This window comes from Pseudomonas knackmussii B13 (genome assembly GCF_000689415.1).
GTDB lineage: Bacteria > Pseudomonadota > Gammaproteobacteria > Pseudomonadales > Pseudomonadaceae > Pseudomonas > Pseudomonas knackmussii.
The window spans coordinates 724,294-737,110 of the sequence record NZ_HG322950.1 but is presented as its reverse complement, the minus strand read 5'-3'; the positions used below and the strand labels follow the sequence as shown (position 1 = coordinate 737,110).

The 12,817-nt window shown below is 68.0% G+C and carries 17 protein-coding genes and 1 riboswitch; of the genes, 5 read left to right on the top strand and 12 right to left on the bottom strand.

Features of this window, described 5'->3' with window-relative positions; genetic code table 11:
• Positions 1-4 precede the first annotated feature (4 nt).
• Positions 5-298 (top strand): putative quinol monooxygenase, encoded by a 294-nt coding sequence (locus tag PKB_RS03470; RefSeq protein WP_043249059.1) that lies wholly within the window; start codon positions 5-7, stop codon positions 296-298.
• A gap of 11 nt (positions 299-309) precedes the next feature.
• Positions 310-1,323, top strand: coding sequence for a zinc-binding alcohol dehydrogenase family protein (locus PKB_RS03465; RefSeq protein ID WP_043249057.1), 1,014 nt, complete (start codon positions 310-312; stop codon positions 1,321-1,323).
• A 104-nt stretch (positions 1,324-1,427) separates the two neighbouring features.
• On the opposite strand, the gene PKB_RS03460 is transcribed toward PKB_RS03465, so the two are convergent.
• The 12 genes from PKB_RS03460 to nrdR all read right to left on the bottom strand — a co-directional run bounded on the left by PKB_RS03460 (position 1,428) and on the right by nrdR (position 10,467).
• Positions 1,428-2,237 (bottom strand): cobalamin-binding protein, encoded by an 810-nt coding sequence (locus tag PKB_RS03460; RefSeq protein WP_043249054.1) that lies wholly within the window; start codon positions 2,235-2,237, stop codon positions 1,428-1,430.
• A complete protein-coding gene (locus PKB_RS03455; RefSeq protein ID WP_043249052.1) occupies positions 2,237-2,653 on the bottom strand; it encodes a hypothetical protein in 417 nt (138 codons plus the stop codon). The genes PKB_RS03460 and PKB_RS03455 overlap by 1 nt, the downstream gene beginning before the upstream one ends.
• Entirely contained in the window at positions 2,650-3,273 is a 624-nt protein-coding gene (ribA, locus tag PKB_RS03450) for a GTP cyclohydrolase II (RefSeq protein ID WP_043249049.1), read from the bottom strand. Before ribA ends, PKB_RS03455 begins: the two co-directional genes overlap by 4 nt.
• Before the next feature lie 131 nt (positions 3,274-3,404).
• Entirely contained in the window at positions 3,405-4,049 is a 645-nt protein-coding gene (locus tag PKB_RS03445) for a retropepsin-like aspartic protease family protein (RefSeq protein WP_043249047.1), read from the bottom strand.
• Positions 4,050-4,132: 83 nt separating this feature from the next.
• Positions 4,133-4,648, bottom strand: coding sequence for a phosphatidylglycerophosphatase A family protein (locus PKB_RS03440; protein WP_043249044.1), 516 nt, complete (start codon positions 4,646-4,648; stop codon positions 4,133-4,135).
• Between the two features lie 2 nt (positions 4,649-4,650).
• Positions 4,651-5,610 (bottom strand): thiamine-phosphate kinase, encoded by a 960-nt coding sequence (gene thiL, locus PKB_RS03435; RefSeq protein WP_043249042.1) that lies wholly within the window; start codon positions 5,608-5,610, stop codon positions 4,651-4,653.
• 18 nt (positions 5,611-5,628) lie between these two features.
• On the bottom strand, positions 5,629-6,108 hold the full coding sequence (gene nusB, locus PKB_RS03430; protein ID WP_043249041.1) for a transcription antitermination factor NusB: 480 nt from the start codon (positions 6,106-6,108) through the stop codon (positions 5,629-5,631).
• On the bottom strand, positions 6,105-6,581 hold the full coding sequence (ribH, locus tag PKB_RS03425) for a 6,7-dimethyl-8-ribityllumazine synthase (protein ID WP_043249039.1): 477 nt from the start codon (positions 6,579-6,581) through the stop codon (positions 6,105-6,107). The genes nusB and ribH overlap by 4 nt, the downstream gene beginning before the upstream one ends.
• Positions 6,582-6,680: 99 nt before the next feature.
• Complete coding sequence (gene ribBA / locus PKB_RS03420) at positions 6,681-7,775, bottom strand: bifunctional 3,4-dihydroxy-2-butanone-4-phosphate synthase/GTP cyclohydrolase II (RefSeq protein ID WP_043249037.1); 1,095 nt, start codon at positions 7,773-7,775, stop codon at positions 6,681-6,683.
• 15 nt (positions 7,776-7,790) lie between these two features.
• Positions 7,791-8,453 carry a riboflavin synthase gene (locus PKB_RS03415; protein ID WP_043249035.1) on the bottom strand — a complete coding sequence of 221 codons (663 nt, stop codon included), beginning with the start codon at positions 8,451-8,453 and terminating at the stop codon, positions 7,791-7,793.
• A 163-nt stretch (positions 8,454-8,616) separates the two neighbouring features.
• Positions 8,617-8,783: riboswitch (FMN riboswitch) on the bottom strand.
• Positions 8,784-8,905: 122 nt separating this feature from the next.
• Positions 8,906-10,006, bottom strand: coding sequence for a bifunctional diaminohydroxyphosphoribosylaminopyrimidine deaminase/5-amino-6-(5-phosphoribosylamino)uracil reductase RibD (ribD, locus tag PKB_RS03410; protein WP_043249033.1), 1,101 nt, complete (start codon positions 10,004-10,006; stop codon positions 8,906-8,908).
• Complete coding sequence (nrdR, locus tag PKB_RS03405) at positions 10,003-10,467, bottom strand: transcriptional regulator NrdR (RefSeq protein ID WP_043249030.1); 465 nt, start codon at positions 10,465-10,467, stop codon at positions 10,003-10,005. Before nrdR ends, ribD begins: the two co-directional genes overlap by 4 nt.
• Before the next feature lie 142 nt (positions 10,468-10,609).
• Between nrdR and PKB_RS03400 the strand changes: the two genes are divergently transcribed.
• From PKB_RS03400 to trxA, 3 genes are all read left to right on the top strand, one after another.
• Positions 10,610-11,053: a YbaY family lipoprotein gene (locus PKB_RS03400; protein ID WP_043249029.1), complete on the top strand. Its 444-nt coding sequence runs from the start codon at positions 10,610-10,612 to the stop codon at positions 11,051-11,053.
• Positions 11,050-11,709 carry a class I SAM-dependent methyltransferase gene (locus PKB_RS03395; protein WP_043249027.1) on the top strand — a complete coding sequence of 220 codons (660 nt, stop codon included), beginning with the start codon at positions 11,050-11,052 and terminating at the stop codon, positions 11,707-11,709. Before PKB_RS03400 ends, PKB_RS03395 begins: the two co-directional genes overlap by 4 nt.
• A gap of 143 nt (positions 11,710-11,852) precedes the next feature.
• Entirely contained in the window at positions 11,853-12,722 is an 870-nt protein-coding gene (gene trxA, locus PKB_RS03390) for a thioredoxin (protein ID WP_043249025.1), read from the top strand.
• The last annotated feature ends 95 nt before the right edge of the window (positions 12,723-12,817 follow it).

Genomic DNA, 12,817 nt, shown 5'->3' with positions numbered 1-12,817 from the left:
CCCCATGAGCACTCCCTTGACCCTGATCGCCATCATCCGCGCCAAACCCGGACGCGCCGACGCCCTGCAGGCGCAGTTGGCCGAACTGCGCGTTCCCTCGCGCGCCGAAGCCGGCTGCATCCAGTACGACATGCACCGCGACCGCAAGGACCCGGACCTGATCTACATGGTCGAGCAATGGCGCGACGAGGCAGCCCTCGCCGAACACGAGGCCAGCGAGCACTTCCAGGCCTTCGTCAAGGCGACCCAGGCGGACCTGGCCGAACTCGACATCCGCCTGATGAACCGCATCGACTGAAGGAGCCCGCCATGAAAGCCATCGGCTACAGCCACAGCCGCCCTATCGACGCCGCCGACGCCCTGCTCGACATCCAGTTGCCGGAGCCCGTGCCGGGCCCGCGCGACCTGCTGGTGGAAGTCCGCGCCATTTCGGTCAACCCGGTGGACACCAAGGTGCGCCAGCGCGCCGAGCCGCCAGCCGGCGAGTACAAGGTGCTCGGCTGGGACGCCGCCGGCGTGGTCCGCGCGGTGGGTAGCGAAGTCAGCCTGTTCCGCCCTGGCGACAAGGTGTTCTACGCCGGCGACCTGACCCGCGCAGGCAGCAATGCCGAGCTGCAGGTGGTCGACGAGCGCATCGTCGGCGCCATGCCGCAGAGCCTCGACTTCGCCCAGGCCGCAGCCCTGCCGCTGACCAGCATCACCGCCTGGGAGCTGCTGTTCGAGCGTCTGCAGATCGCCGAGGGCGCAGCCAGCGCCGGGCAGAGCCTGCTGATCGTTGGCGCCGCCGGCGGCGTCGGCTCGATCCTCACCCAGCTGGCGCGCTGCCTGACCAGCGCAACCGTGATCGGCACCGCCTCGCGCGCGGATACCCAGGAATGGGTGCGCAACCTCGGCGCCCATCACGTGATCGATCACAGCAAGCCGCTGAGCGAGGAGCTCAAGCGCATCGGCATCGGTGAGGTCACGCACGTCGCCAGCCTGACCCACACCGACGCACACCTCGAACAGATCGTCGCCAGCCTGCGTCCCCAGGGCCGCCTCGCACTGATCGACGACCCGGCGAGCCTCAACGTCGGCCTGCTCAAGCAGAAGAGCCTGTCGCTGCACTGGGAGTTCATGTACACCCGCTCGATGTTCCAGACAGACGACATGATCGAGCAGCACAAGCTGCTGAACCGCGTCTCGAACCTCATCGACGAAGGCGTGCTGCGCACCACCCTGGGCGAGCATTTCGGCCGCATCGACGCCGCCAACCTGCGTCGTGCCCATGCGCTGCTGGAGAGCGGTACGGCCAAGGGCAAGATCGTGCTGGAAGGGTTCTGAGCCAACGGGGGTTCGCCGTAGGAGCGGGCCATGCCCGCGAATCGCGGCCGTGGGCCGCTCCTACAGGGGGTGTCCTGTGTAGGAGCGGATCTTATCCGCGAAGATCACGGCGCCGCCGGCTTCGCCCCGGCGAGCAGGCTGCAGAGCTTCTCGGTCGCCGCGAGCATCGCGTAGCTCGGCCGCTCCAGGTTGCGGTCGGGCAATACCCAGAGCTGCCCGAGGCGCGTGGCGCTGAGCTGCGGCATGTTGCGCCATTCGGCGAGCTGCTCGGCGTTGGGCGCCAGGATCACTTCCGGATCGCGCGCCAATACCGACTCCATTCCCACCTGCGGCGCCGGCAGCGTCAGGTCGGCAAACAGGTTGCGCGCGCCGCAGACTTCCAGCGCATCGCTGACCACCTGACGCCCGCCAAGGGTGTACAGCGGCTGGTTCCAGACCTGATAGAACAACCGCAGCGGTCGCGGCCGCGCATAGCGCTGGCGCAGGTCGGCGATGCGTCGGCGGAAGTCGTCGGCCAGTGCCTTGCCCTTTTGCTCCGCGCCCAGGCGCGCGGCCAGGTCTTCCAGTTGCTGTGGCACGTCGTCGAGCCGATGCGGCTCGGCGATGTAGAGGGGAATGCCGAACTCCCGCAGGCGCGCCAGCTGGGCTTCGGGAATGCTGCCGGGCCAGACCAGCAGCAGGTCCGGACGCAGGCTCAGCAGGCGCTCCATGTCGAGCTGGCCGTAGCGACCCACCGAGGGCAGCGCGGCCAACTGCGGTGGGCGGACGTCGCCATCGAGCACCGCGACCAGACGATCTTCCGCGCCCAATTCGAGCACGCTGTCAGTCATCGAAGGAGCGAGGCTGATCACTCTTTGCGCGGCCAGCGCCGGCAGACCCAGGAGCAACAGCAGGACAGCGGCGGCCCGGCGCATCAGACGATCAGGCGCGGGATGCGGTAGAGCCAGAAGATCAGCAGGCTGGTCAGGCCGAGGAGAATGAGCGCGACACCGGATAGGTCGGTGAAGCAGGCCAGCGCGCCAATCCAGGCCGGCAGGCTTGCACCGAGCACGCCGTTGCGCCAGGTGCGGGCCAATTCGCTCCAGCGCTCCGGCTCATCGTCGGCATCGCGGGCCTTGCCGGCGGCTATCAGCGCCAGCTTGTAGCGGCGGAACAGCGGCAGGGTGAAATACATCGAGACCAGTGCGGCGATGTAGAGCGGCGTGGCGAGGACGGCCAGTTCGTCGAACTCGCGACCCCAGGTCAGCAGCGCGAAGAGCGGGCCGAGCGCCAACAGCAGATGCAACCACCAGCGCCCGGCCAGGCGGCCGTGCTCGGCGGCGCGATTCACTGCGCCTCGATCTCCGCCTCGCCCTGGTGCAGCTCGCCGAGCATGTGCCCGAGCTTGCCGGCCTTGGTCGCCAGGTAGCGCTTGTTGTGCGGGTTGAGGCCCTTCTGCAGGGGGACGCGCTCGGCGACGGTGATGCCGTAGCCTTCCAGCGCCTTCACCTTGCGCGGGTTGTTGGTCATCAGCTTCAGCGAGCAGACGCCCAGGTGCTTCAGCATCGGCAGGCACATCGCGTAGTCGCGCTGGTCGGCGCCGAAGCCGAGCTTGAGGTTGGCTTCCACGGTGTCCGCACCTTCGTCCTGCAGGGCGTAGGCGCGGATCTTGTTCAGCAGGCCAATGCCACGACCTTCCTGGCGCAGGTAGAGCAGCACGCCACGGCCTTCGCGGGCGATGGCCGAGAGCGCGCCTTCCAGCTGGAAGCCGCAGTCGCAGCGCAGGCTGAACAGCGCGTCGCCGGTCAGGCATTCGGAATGCAGGCGGCCGAGTACCGGTTGACCGTCGTCGATCTCGCCCATGGTCAGGGCGACATGTTCCTTGCCGGTCTCCTCGTCGAGGAAGCCATGCATGTTGAACTCGCCGAAGGGAGTGGGCAGTTTGGAGACGGCGACGAACACGACGGACACCGGAAACTCCTGAAAGTCAGACAGTAGAAAGGAGCCGGCATTGTAACAGCAGTGCCGGCGCGCCGGTCATCGCGAATTCCGCAACATAAGAATCGACGCCATCGATGGAACGCGCGGCCGCGCGACCGGCGTCAATGCTTGGACTGGATGTACATCATGCCCTGGTCTTCCCGCCAACCGACGCGGTTGAGGTAGCTCATGCCGAGCAGGATCTCGGTAGGGAAGCCGCCTTCCAGCACGCTGGCGTCGACGCCGAGCACCTCGATGCCGCCGAGCTTCACGCTGTTCAGGGTGACGCGCCAGCCTTGCACCGTGCCGCTGGCCGTGGAGGCGACCATGGGTTTGCCGACGACGCGGTAATCGATGCCCAGGCGCCGCGCCTGTTCATCGTTCATCGCAATGGTGGTGGCGCCGGTGTCGATCAGGAATTGCGCGGTCTGACCGTTGATCGAGCCGGACACCCAGTAATGCCCGTCGGTGTTGCGAGCGATGCCCATTTCCTGCGCCGGGGCCGGCGCGGAATAGCCACTGGCGTTGTATTCGCGGCTGAGGTCGAAGGTCTGCTCGACGCCATTCACCCGCAGCACCGCCTTGTGACTGTCGGCGCTGATTACCTGCACGCCTTGCGGCCCCGTCTCGCCGACCTTGAGGAACTTGCGCTGGCCGTCGATGTTGACCACTGCCGCATTGGGGAACAGGCCGACGACCCGCACCTGCGGCGCGGCTTGCGCTACGGCGGCGAGAGAAAGGGTCAGGGCAAGCAACGCGCGCAGCATGATCGACTCCTAGTCGGCAGGAAGCGGTGGTGGATGCAAACATACACTGGCAACACGCCAGCGTCAGTGACGCGATCGGCTTGTCAGAACAGCCAGTGCACCCAGGCCCAGACCAGGCCCTGCATGGCCAGCCAGGCGAAGACGCCGGCGAGCAGGTCGTCGAGCATGATGCCGACTCCGCCGTGGACGTGGCGGTCGATCCAGCGGATCGGCCAGGGCTTGAGGATGTCGAAGAAGCGGAACGCCAGGAAGCCGACCAGCAGCCAGACCCAACCTTCCGGCACCAGCCAGAGGGTGATCCACATGCCGACCATCTCGTCCCAGACGATGCCTTCGTGGTCGTGCACGCGCAGGTCGTCGGCCACCTTGCCGCACAGCCAGAAGCCGAACAGCATGGTGATCCCGAGCATCAGCCAGTAGCCCCAGTCCGGCAGCATCTGCCACAGCGGAACGAACGGGATGGCGACCAGCGAACCCCAGGTGCCCGGTGCCTTGGGCAGGGTGCCGGAGCCGAAGCCGAAGGCCAGGAAGTGCCAGGGGTTGCGCCAGACCGAAGGCGGCACCGGCTGGGCCGGGGCCTGATGGGGATGCTCTGTCACTGTCACTCCGTGAAATGCAGGTAGCCGCCCTGTCGCGGCGTTATGTCGTGACCGCTGCGGTCCAGCACGCGCACACCGCTGCCCGCTTCCACCCGTCCGATCACCGCCAACGCTGGCCATTGCGCCTGCAAGGCGGGCAGTTCGGACGGCGGCAAGGTGAAGGCAATGACGTAGTCGTCGCCGGCGCCGAGCTTGGCCTGCAGCGCACGCTCCGCACCAAGCAGCGCTTCCAGCGGCTCGCTCACGGGCAGGCGCTCGGCCTCGATGACCAGGGCCACGCCGGATGCACGGGCGATATGCCCGCAGTCGGCGAGCAGGCCGTCGGAAACGTCCAGCGCCGCCGTGGCGCGGCCGCGCAGCGCCTGACCGAGGGCCAGCTGCGGTTGCGGCGACCAGTAGCGGGCGAGCAAGGGTTCGGCCACTTCGGGTTCGGCAGCCAGGCGGCCAAGCACCAGCTCCAGCGCACCGCCCGCCTCGCCCACCGGACCACCGACGCAGAGCAGGTCGCCGACTCGTGCGCCGGCGCGGGTCAACGCCTGGCCAGCTGGAACCTGGCCGAAAACGGTCAGGGTCATGCTCAGCGGGCCACGTGTGGTGTCGCCACCGACCAGCGCCAGCTTGCAATCCTCGGCCATGCGGTTGAGTCCGCGGGCGAAGGCTTCCAGCCAGTCCGGATCGGCTTCGGGCAGGGTCAGCGCGAGGGTGAACGCCAGGGGCGCGGCGCCCATCCCGGCCAGGTCGCTGGCGGAGACTGCCAGGGCACGCTGGCCGAGCAGGAAGGGATCGCAGAGTGCGGGGAAGTGCACGCCGGCCACCAGGGTGTCGGTGGATACCGCAAGCTGCTGGCCGGCGGCCGGCGTCAGCAAGGCGCAGTCGTCGCCGATGCCCAGCGCGACGCCTTCGCTCGCGGCCGCACAGGCGGCCGCGGCGAAGTAGCGGCGGATCAGCTCGAACTCACCCATGCCGGCGCGAACGAAGCCTCAGCGCTTCGCGCCGCGCAGCTCGGCCGCGCGCAGGCGCGGTGCCAGCTTGTCCAGCACGCCGTTGACGAACTTGTGGCCGTCGGTGGCGCCGAAGGTCTTGGCCAGCTCGATGCCTTCGTTGATCACCACTTTGTACGGCACGTCCAGGCGCACGCGCAGCTCGTAGGTGGCCAGGCGCAGGATCGCCAGCTCGACCGGGTCGACCTCGTCCAGCGCGCGATCCAGGCAGGGCGTGAACGCCTCGTCCAGCTCGCTCTTCAGGCGCGGCACGCCATGCAGGATCTCGTGGAAGTAGGCGCCGTCGACGTCGCTGAAATCGTTCTCGGTGCGGAAGCTCGCCTCGATCTCGTTCAGCGACTGACCGGCCATGTGCCAGGAGTACAGGGCCTGCACCGCGAGGCTGCGGGCCTTGCGGCGCATGGCGATCTTGTTCGGCTTGGCCGGTTTGGCCGGAGCACCGTTGTCGGTGTTGCTCACTTGGCCTCCAGCTGCGACAGCAGGCTCACCATTTCCAGGGCGGACAGCGCGGCTTCGGCGCCTTTGTTGCCGGCCTTGGTGCCGGAACGCTCGATGGCCTGTTCGATGGAGTCGACGGTCAGCACGCCGAAGGCGACCGGTACGTCGAACTGCAGGGAGACCTGGGCCAGGCCCTTGGTGCACTCACCGGCGACATACTCGAAATGCGGGGTGCCGCCACGGATGACCGCGCCGAGGGCGATGATGGCGTCGAACTCGCCGCGCTTGGCGACTTTCTGCGCTACCAGCGGGATCTCGAAGGCGCCCGGGGCACGGATGATGGTGATTTCGCTTTCAGCGACGCCGTGGCGAACCAGGGCATCGATGGCGCCGCTCACCAGGCTTTCGACGACGAAGCTGTTGAAGCGGCCGACCACCAGGGCGAAACGGCCTTTGGGGGCGATGAAGGTACCTTCGATGGTCTTCAGGGTCATGGACAGGTCTCGTTTGTCTAAAGAGCCGGGGCGCTCGGGGCACCCCGAAAGAAATGGGCTGAGGCACGGCCGCCGCGCGCGGGGCGCGGCGGCAGGCGGTCATTCAGCGGGCAGGTATTCTACAACTTCCAGGTCGAAACCGGATATCGCGTTGAAGCGCATCGGCGCCGACATCAGGCGCATCTTGCGCACGCCGAGGTCGCGCAGGATCTGCGAACCGGCCCCTACCGTACTGTAGGTGGTGGTCGGCTTGGGCGCCGCCGCCGGGTTGGCGATTTCGCGCACATGGGCCAGCAGGTCCTCGCCGCCGATCTGGTGACCGAGCAGCAGCACCACGCCACGGCCGGCTTCGGCCACCTTGGCCATGGCCGCGCGCAGGTTCCAGCGACCGGCCTGGTTGACCATCAGCAGGTCGCGCAGCGGGTCCATGTTGTGCACGCGCACCAGGGTCGCTTCTTCGGCGCAGATGCTGCCGAGGGTCAGCGCCAGGTGCACTTCGCCTTCCACGGAGTCGCGGTAGGTGATCAGCTTGAACTGGCCGAGCTCGGTGTCCAGCGGCTGTTCGGCCAGGCGCTCGACGGTGCGCTCGTGGATCAGCCGGTAGTGGATCAGCTCGGCGATGGTGCCGATCTTGATGCCGTGCTGCTTGGCGAATTCTTCCAGTTCCGGACGGCGGGCCATGGTGCCGTCGTCGTTCATGATCTCGCAGATCACCCCGGAAGCCTCGAAACCGGCCATGCGCGCCAGGTCGCAGGCAGCTTCGGTGTGGCCGGCGCGAGCCAGGGTGCCGCCGGGCTGGGCCATCAGCGGGAAGATGTGGCCGGGGCTGACGATATCGGCAGCCACGGCATTCTTGGCGGCGGCGGCCTGCACGGTGCGGGCGCGGTCGGCGGCGGAGATGCCGGTGGTCACGCCTTCGGCGGCCTCGATGGAAACGGTGAACTTGGTGCCGAAGCCGGAACCGTTGCGCTGCACCATCAGCGGCAGGCCGAGGCGCTCGCAACGCTCGCGGGTCATCGGCATGCAGATCAGGCCGCGGGCGTGCTTGGCCATGAAGTTGATGTCTTCGGTGCGGACGCACTCGGCGGCCATGATCAGGTCACCTTCGTTCTCGCGGTCCTCGTCATCCATGAGGATGACCATCTTGCCTTGGCGGATGTCTTCGACCAGTTCTTCGATGCTGTTGAGTGCCATCTGGGCAGCTCCTAATCAGTGCTTCATGAAGCCGTTTTCGGCCAGGAATGCTTCGGTGATGCCAGGGGCGCTGGGCTCGGCGGCCTTGTCGCCGAGCAGCAGGCGCTCGAGGTAGCGCGCCAGCAGGTCGACCTCGAGGTTGACCTCACGGCCCGGGCGGTAGTCGTCCATTATCGTCTCGACCAGGGTGTGCGGGACGATGGTCAGCTCGAACTCGGCGCCGTTCACGGCGTTGACCGTCAGGCTGGTGCCGTCGACGGTGATCGAGCCCTTGAGCGCGATGTACTTGGCCAGCTCACGCGGCGCGCGCACGGTGAACTGGATGGCGCGGGCGTTATCCTCGCGCTTGACGATCTCGCCGACGCCGTCGACGTGGCCGCTGACCAGGTGGCCGCCCAGGCGGGTGGTCGGGGTCAGGGCCTTCTCCAGGTTCACTTTGCTGCCGACCTTGAGCTGGTGGAAGGCGGTGCGCGCGAGGGTTTCGCGGCTGACGTCGGCCCAGAAGCCGTCGCCGGGCAGGTCCACGGCGGTGAGGCAGATGCCGTTGACCGCGATGCTGTCGCCGAGCTTGACGTCGCCGAGGTCCAGCTTGCCGGTCTGCACGTAGAGGCGCACGTCACCGCCCTTGGGGGTGATCGAGCGGATGGTGCCGATGGCTTCGATTATGCCGGTGAACATGGGGCCTCCTGGGCAGCGCTATGCGGCTGCGCGCCGGCACGGGCCAGCGGACGGAAAACGAAGGGGTGGTGCATGCAACTGAACTCCTGTTTTGGGAAAAACAGGGCAAATCGGATCGAAGGGACTTTTGCGGACGCGCGCAGGCACGCCGAGCGCAGGCTCATCCCGTTCTCTCTTCATCCGGACTGTTACCGTCGGCCCCGGAATCGCACCGGGTCTGCTGACCTTGCCGCTCCGCCGTGAAAGCCGGTCGTGGCAAGCGCTCGCGGGCTAGACGCATTGCGCGCCATTACCGCCGGTGGGGACTTGCACCCCGCCCTGAGAACGTCAATCGCGGCCGTTGCAAAGCCGGCCGCGTGTGGCGTTTTACCACAGGCGGCCGCAAGTCGGAAGATTCAGTTGGGTGAGTCTCCGCATTCGCGGGAAGGATGAGGAAATCGGATCGGAACGCTTCAGGCGGGACGCGCAGTGACCAGCCAGTCGTCGCCCACCGCCCGGATGTCGAGGATGCGCAGCTCGCGCGCCTCGGCCATCTTCTCCAGCGGCAGCTCCAGCAGCGGACGGGCGCTGGAACCGAGCAGCTTGGGCGCCACGAAGATCTGGTACTCGTCCACCAGCCCCTGGCGAGCGAAGGCGCCAGCCAGGCGCGGACCGGCTTCCACCAGCACCTCGTTGACACCGCGCCGGCCCAGTTCGGCGAGCAACTGCGGCAGATCGACATGGCCATCGCTACCCGGCACGACGAGCAGCTCGCGACCGTCGGCGGCGAAGCCCTCGCGCGCAGCGCAACTGGCGACCAGCACCGGCCCGGCCCGATAGAAAGGCGCATCCAGCGGCACCCGCAGGTGGCCATCGACCAGCACGCGCAGCGGCTGACGCGCGGCGGCCAGGGCAGTCTGCTCGGTGTCTAGGCCCAGCTCGTCGGGGCGCACGGTGAGGCGGGCGTCGTCCAGCAGCACGGTATCGGCGCCAGAGAGCACCACGCTGGAGCGCGCACGCAGGCGCTGCACCGCACGGCGCGCGGCCGGGCCAGTAATCCACTGGCTCTCGCCACTGGCCATGGCGGTGCGGCCATCCAGGCTCATCGCCAGCTTCACGCGGACGAACGGCAGGCCGCACTCCATGCGCTTGATGAAGCCGACGTTGAGCTCGCGGGCCTCGGCCTCCAGCACGCCGGAGGAAACCTCGATGCCGGCCTCGGCCAGACGCAGCAGGCCGCGTCCGGCGACTTGCGGGTTGGGGTCCTGCATGGCCGCCACGACGCGGGAAACGCCGGTTTTGACGAGGGCGTCGGCGCACGGCGGCGTACGGCCGAAGTGGCTGCAGGGTTCCAGGGTCACGTAGGCGGTGGCGCCGCGGGCTTGCTCGCCGGCCTGGCGCAGGGCGTGGACCTCGGCGTGCGGTTCGCCTGCGCGGACGTGCCAGCCTTCGCCGAGCACCTGGCCGTCCTTGACGATCACGCAGCCGACGCGCGGATTCGGATGGGTCGAATAGAGCCCCTTGCGCGCCAGTTCCAGCGCGCGCGCCATATGGGCCTGGTCGACGGCGCTCATTCCTTGGACGGCTCGCGCGCCAGGCGCTCGATCTCTTCGCGGAACTCGTTGAGGTCCTGGAAGCGCCGGTAGACCGAGGCGAAGCGGATGTAGGCGACTTCGTCGAGCTTCTGCAGCTCGGCCATCACCAACTCGCCGAGCACCCGCGACTTCACCTCGCGCTCACCGGTCGCGCGCAGCTTGTGCTTGATGTGGGCGATGGCTTCTTCCAGGCGATCGACGCCCACCGGACGCTTCTCCAGCGCGCGCTGCATGCCGGCGCGCAGCTTGTCCTCGTCGAACGGCTGGCGGCTGCCGTCCTGCTTGATCAGGCGCGGCATGACCAGCTCGGCGGTCTCGAAGGTGGTGAAGCGCTCGCCGCAGGCCAGGCATTCGCGGCGGCGGCGGACCTGATCGCCCTCGGCGACCAGGCGCGAGTCGATGACTTTGGTGTCATTGGCAGCGCAGAACGGACAATGCATGGCAGGAAAGGCCCTACAGAAAGATCGCCAATGGTAGCGCATCCGCTGCTGCCCATCGACCAGCCGAGCATTCCCGCAAGACAAGCCCCACACTTTAGGCTATACACGCCGCCCTGGAATCCGTCGCGAGGGACACCGCCCCATGCCACTCCGCCTCCTCTGCCTCTTCACCCTGGCACTGCTGGCCGCCTGCTCGAGCAAGCAACCCGCTCCCGAGCAGCCGTCCGCCATGTCGCAGGCCAAGGCCAGCGCGCCGCTGCCGGCCAACCAGCGCGAACTGTCCGGCACTATCACCAGTGCCCGTGGCTACCTGCCGGCCGGCGCGGAAGTGGAAGTGGCGCTGCTGCTGATGGACCAACGCGATCACCCGCAAGGTGCCCTCGCCAGCCTCGACCTGCTCGGCAACGGCGGCGCCCTGCCCTTCAGCCTGCGCTTCGATCCGAGCGCCTTCCCAGCCGGCGCACGCGTCGAGCTGCACGTGCGGGTCGCGCAGAACGGCCAGTTGGCCTGGCGCCTGCGCCCCATCCCGATCGCCGCTGCGCAATCGCAGGCCCTCGGCGAACTGCGCCTGGAGCAGGCACCGTGAATCCGCCGCGCGAGTTGCAGCAGGCCCTCGTCGAACTGCTCGGCGACGCGCGCCTGGTCGCCGAGCGCCTGCCCGGCACCGAGCTCTCGCTGTGGCTGATCGACGCCGACAACATGGATCGCCAGTTCAACCCCGAGGAAACCCGGCGCATCCTCGAAGAGCCGCCCTACTGGTGCTTCTGCTGGGCCAGCGGCCTGGCCATGGCACGCTGGCTGGCCGAGCACCCGGAGTGGGTCGCCGGCAAGCGCGTGCTGGACTTCGGCGCCGGCTCCGGCATCGCCGCCATCGCCGCGGTCAAGGCCGGCGCCCGCGAAGTGGTGGCCTGCGACCTCGACCCGCTGGCCCTGGCCGCCAGCCGCGCGAACGCCGAGCTCAATGGCGTGGAGCTGAGCTATTCCGACGATTTCTTCAAGGAAGCCGACGACTACGACCTGATCCTGGTCGCCGACGTGCTCTACGACCGCGCCAACCTGCCGCTGCTCGACGCCTTCCTCGGCCGCGGCCGCGAAGCCCTGGTGGCCGACTCGCGGGTCCGCGACTTCCAGCACCCGCTATACCGGCGCCTGGACATCCTCGACGCCTGCACCTGGCCGGACCTGGCCGAGCCCCACGAATTCCGCAAGGTCAGCCTGTACCACGCACGGCGCGAGAGATAAGGCCGTCCGGTCGTTCCCACAAAAAGCAATCCCACCTACGCACAGGCGCAGAGGCTGGTCGACCCGTGCTTGTTTCCCCACGCCGCGCCCCCACTTATAGTGGCACCCCGAATTCATCGCCCCTGCGCACGACGAGAGCCCCCATGAGCGATACCCCCTACATCTTCGACGTCAGCTCGGCCAACTTCGACCAGCTGGTGATCCAGAACTCCTTCCACAAGCCGGTGCTGGTCGACTTCTGGGCCGACTGGTGCGCCCCGTGCAAATCGCTGATGCCGCTGCTCGCGCAGATCACCGAGTCGTACCAGGGGGAACTGCTGCTGGCCAAGGTCAACTGCGATGTCGAGCAGGACATCGTGATGCGCTTCGGTATCCGCAGCCTGCCCACCGTGGTGCTGTTCAAGGACGGCCAGCCGCTCGACGGCTTCGCCGGTGCGCAGCCGGAATCGGCGATTCGCCAGATGCTCGAGCAACACGTGCAGCCGCCGGCCGCGCCCGCCGCCAATCCGCTGGAAGCGGCCCAGGCGGCTTTCGCCGAGAGCCGCTTCGCCGACGCCGAGGCCCAGCTCAAGGCCCTGCTGAGCGAAGACAACACCAACGCCGCCGCGCTGATCCTGTACGCCCGCTGCCTGGCCGAACGCGGCGAGCTTAGTGAAGCGGAAACCGTGCTTGGCGCGGTGAAGAGCGACGAGCACAAGCAGGCCCTGGCCGCCGCGAAGGCGCAGCTGACCTTCCTTCGCCAGGCCGCCGACCTGCCCGACGCCGCCGCCCTGAAGACCCGCCTCGCGGCCGACGCCAACGATGACGAAGCGGCCTACCAACTGGCCGTGCAGCAACTCGCCCGCCAGCAGTACGAAGCGGCGATGGACGGCCTGCTGCGCCTGTTCCAGCGCAACCGCGACTACGGCGACGGCCTGCCGCGCAAGACCCTGGTGCAGGTATTCGACCTGCTCGGCAACGACCACCCGCTGGTCACCACCTACCGCCGCAAGCTGGCCAACCTGCTGTACTGACCCGCACCAAACCATCGTTTGTAGGAGCGAGCTTGCTCGCGAACCAGCTCCACCGAGGAGTCGTTCGCGAGCAAGCTCGCTCCTACGAAGAGCCC

Bases quoted from the DNA above. Each gene is read 5' to 3' on its own strand.
- ribD (WP_043249033.1), bottom strand. From the start codon at position 10,006: ATGAGCGCCGTCGACCAGGCCCATATGGCGCGCGCGCTGGAACTGGCG.
- ribBA (WP_043249037.1), bottom strand. From the start codon at position 7,775: ATGGCACTCAACAGCATCGAAGAACTGGTCGAAGACATCCGCCAAGGC.
- PKB_RS03470 (WP_043249059.1), top strand. From the start codon at position 5: ATGAGCACTCCCTTGACCCTGATCGCCATCATCCGCGCCAAACCCGGA.
- PKB_RS03445 (WP_043249047.1), bottom strand. From the start codon at position 4,049: ATGCTGCGCGCGTTGCTTGCCCTGACCCTTTCTCTCGCCGCCGTAGCG.
- PKB_RS03465 (WP_043249057.1), top strand. From the start codon at position 310: ATGAAAGCCATCGGCTACAGCCACAGCCGCCCTATCGACGCCGCCGAC.
- trxA (WP_043249025.1), top strand. From the start codon at position 11,853: ATGAGCGATACCCCCTACATCTTCGACGTCAGCTCGGCCAACTTCGAC.
- PKB_RS03460 (WP_043249054.1), bottom strand. From the start codon at position 2,237: ATGCGCCGGGCCGCCGCTGTCCTGCTGTTGCTCCTGGGTCTGCCGGCG.
- PKB_RS03400 (WP_043249029.1), top strand. From the start codon at position 10,610: ATGCCACTCCGCCTCCTCTGCCTCTTCACCCTGGCACTGCTGGCCGCC.
- nrdR (WP_043249030.1), bottom strand. From the start codon at position 10,467: ATGCATTGTCCGTTCTGCGCTGCCAATGACACCAAAGTCATCGACTCG.
- PKB_RS03415 (WP_043249035.1), bottom strand. From the start codon at position 8,453: ATGTTCACCGGCATAATCGAAGCCATCGGCACCATCCGCTCGATCACC.
- ribH (WP_043249039.1), bottom strand. From the start codon at position 6,581: ATGACCCTGAAGACCATCGAAGGTACCTTCATCGCCCCCAAAGGCCGT.
- thiL (WP_043249042.1), bottom strand. From the start codon at position 5,610: ATGGGTGAGTTCGAGCTGATCCGCCGCTACTTCGCCGCGGCCGCCTGT.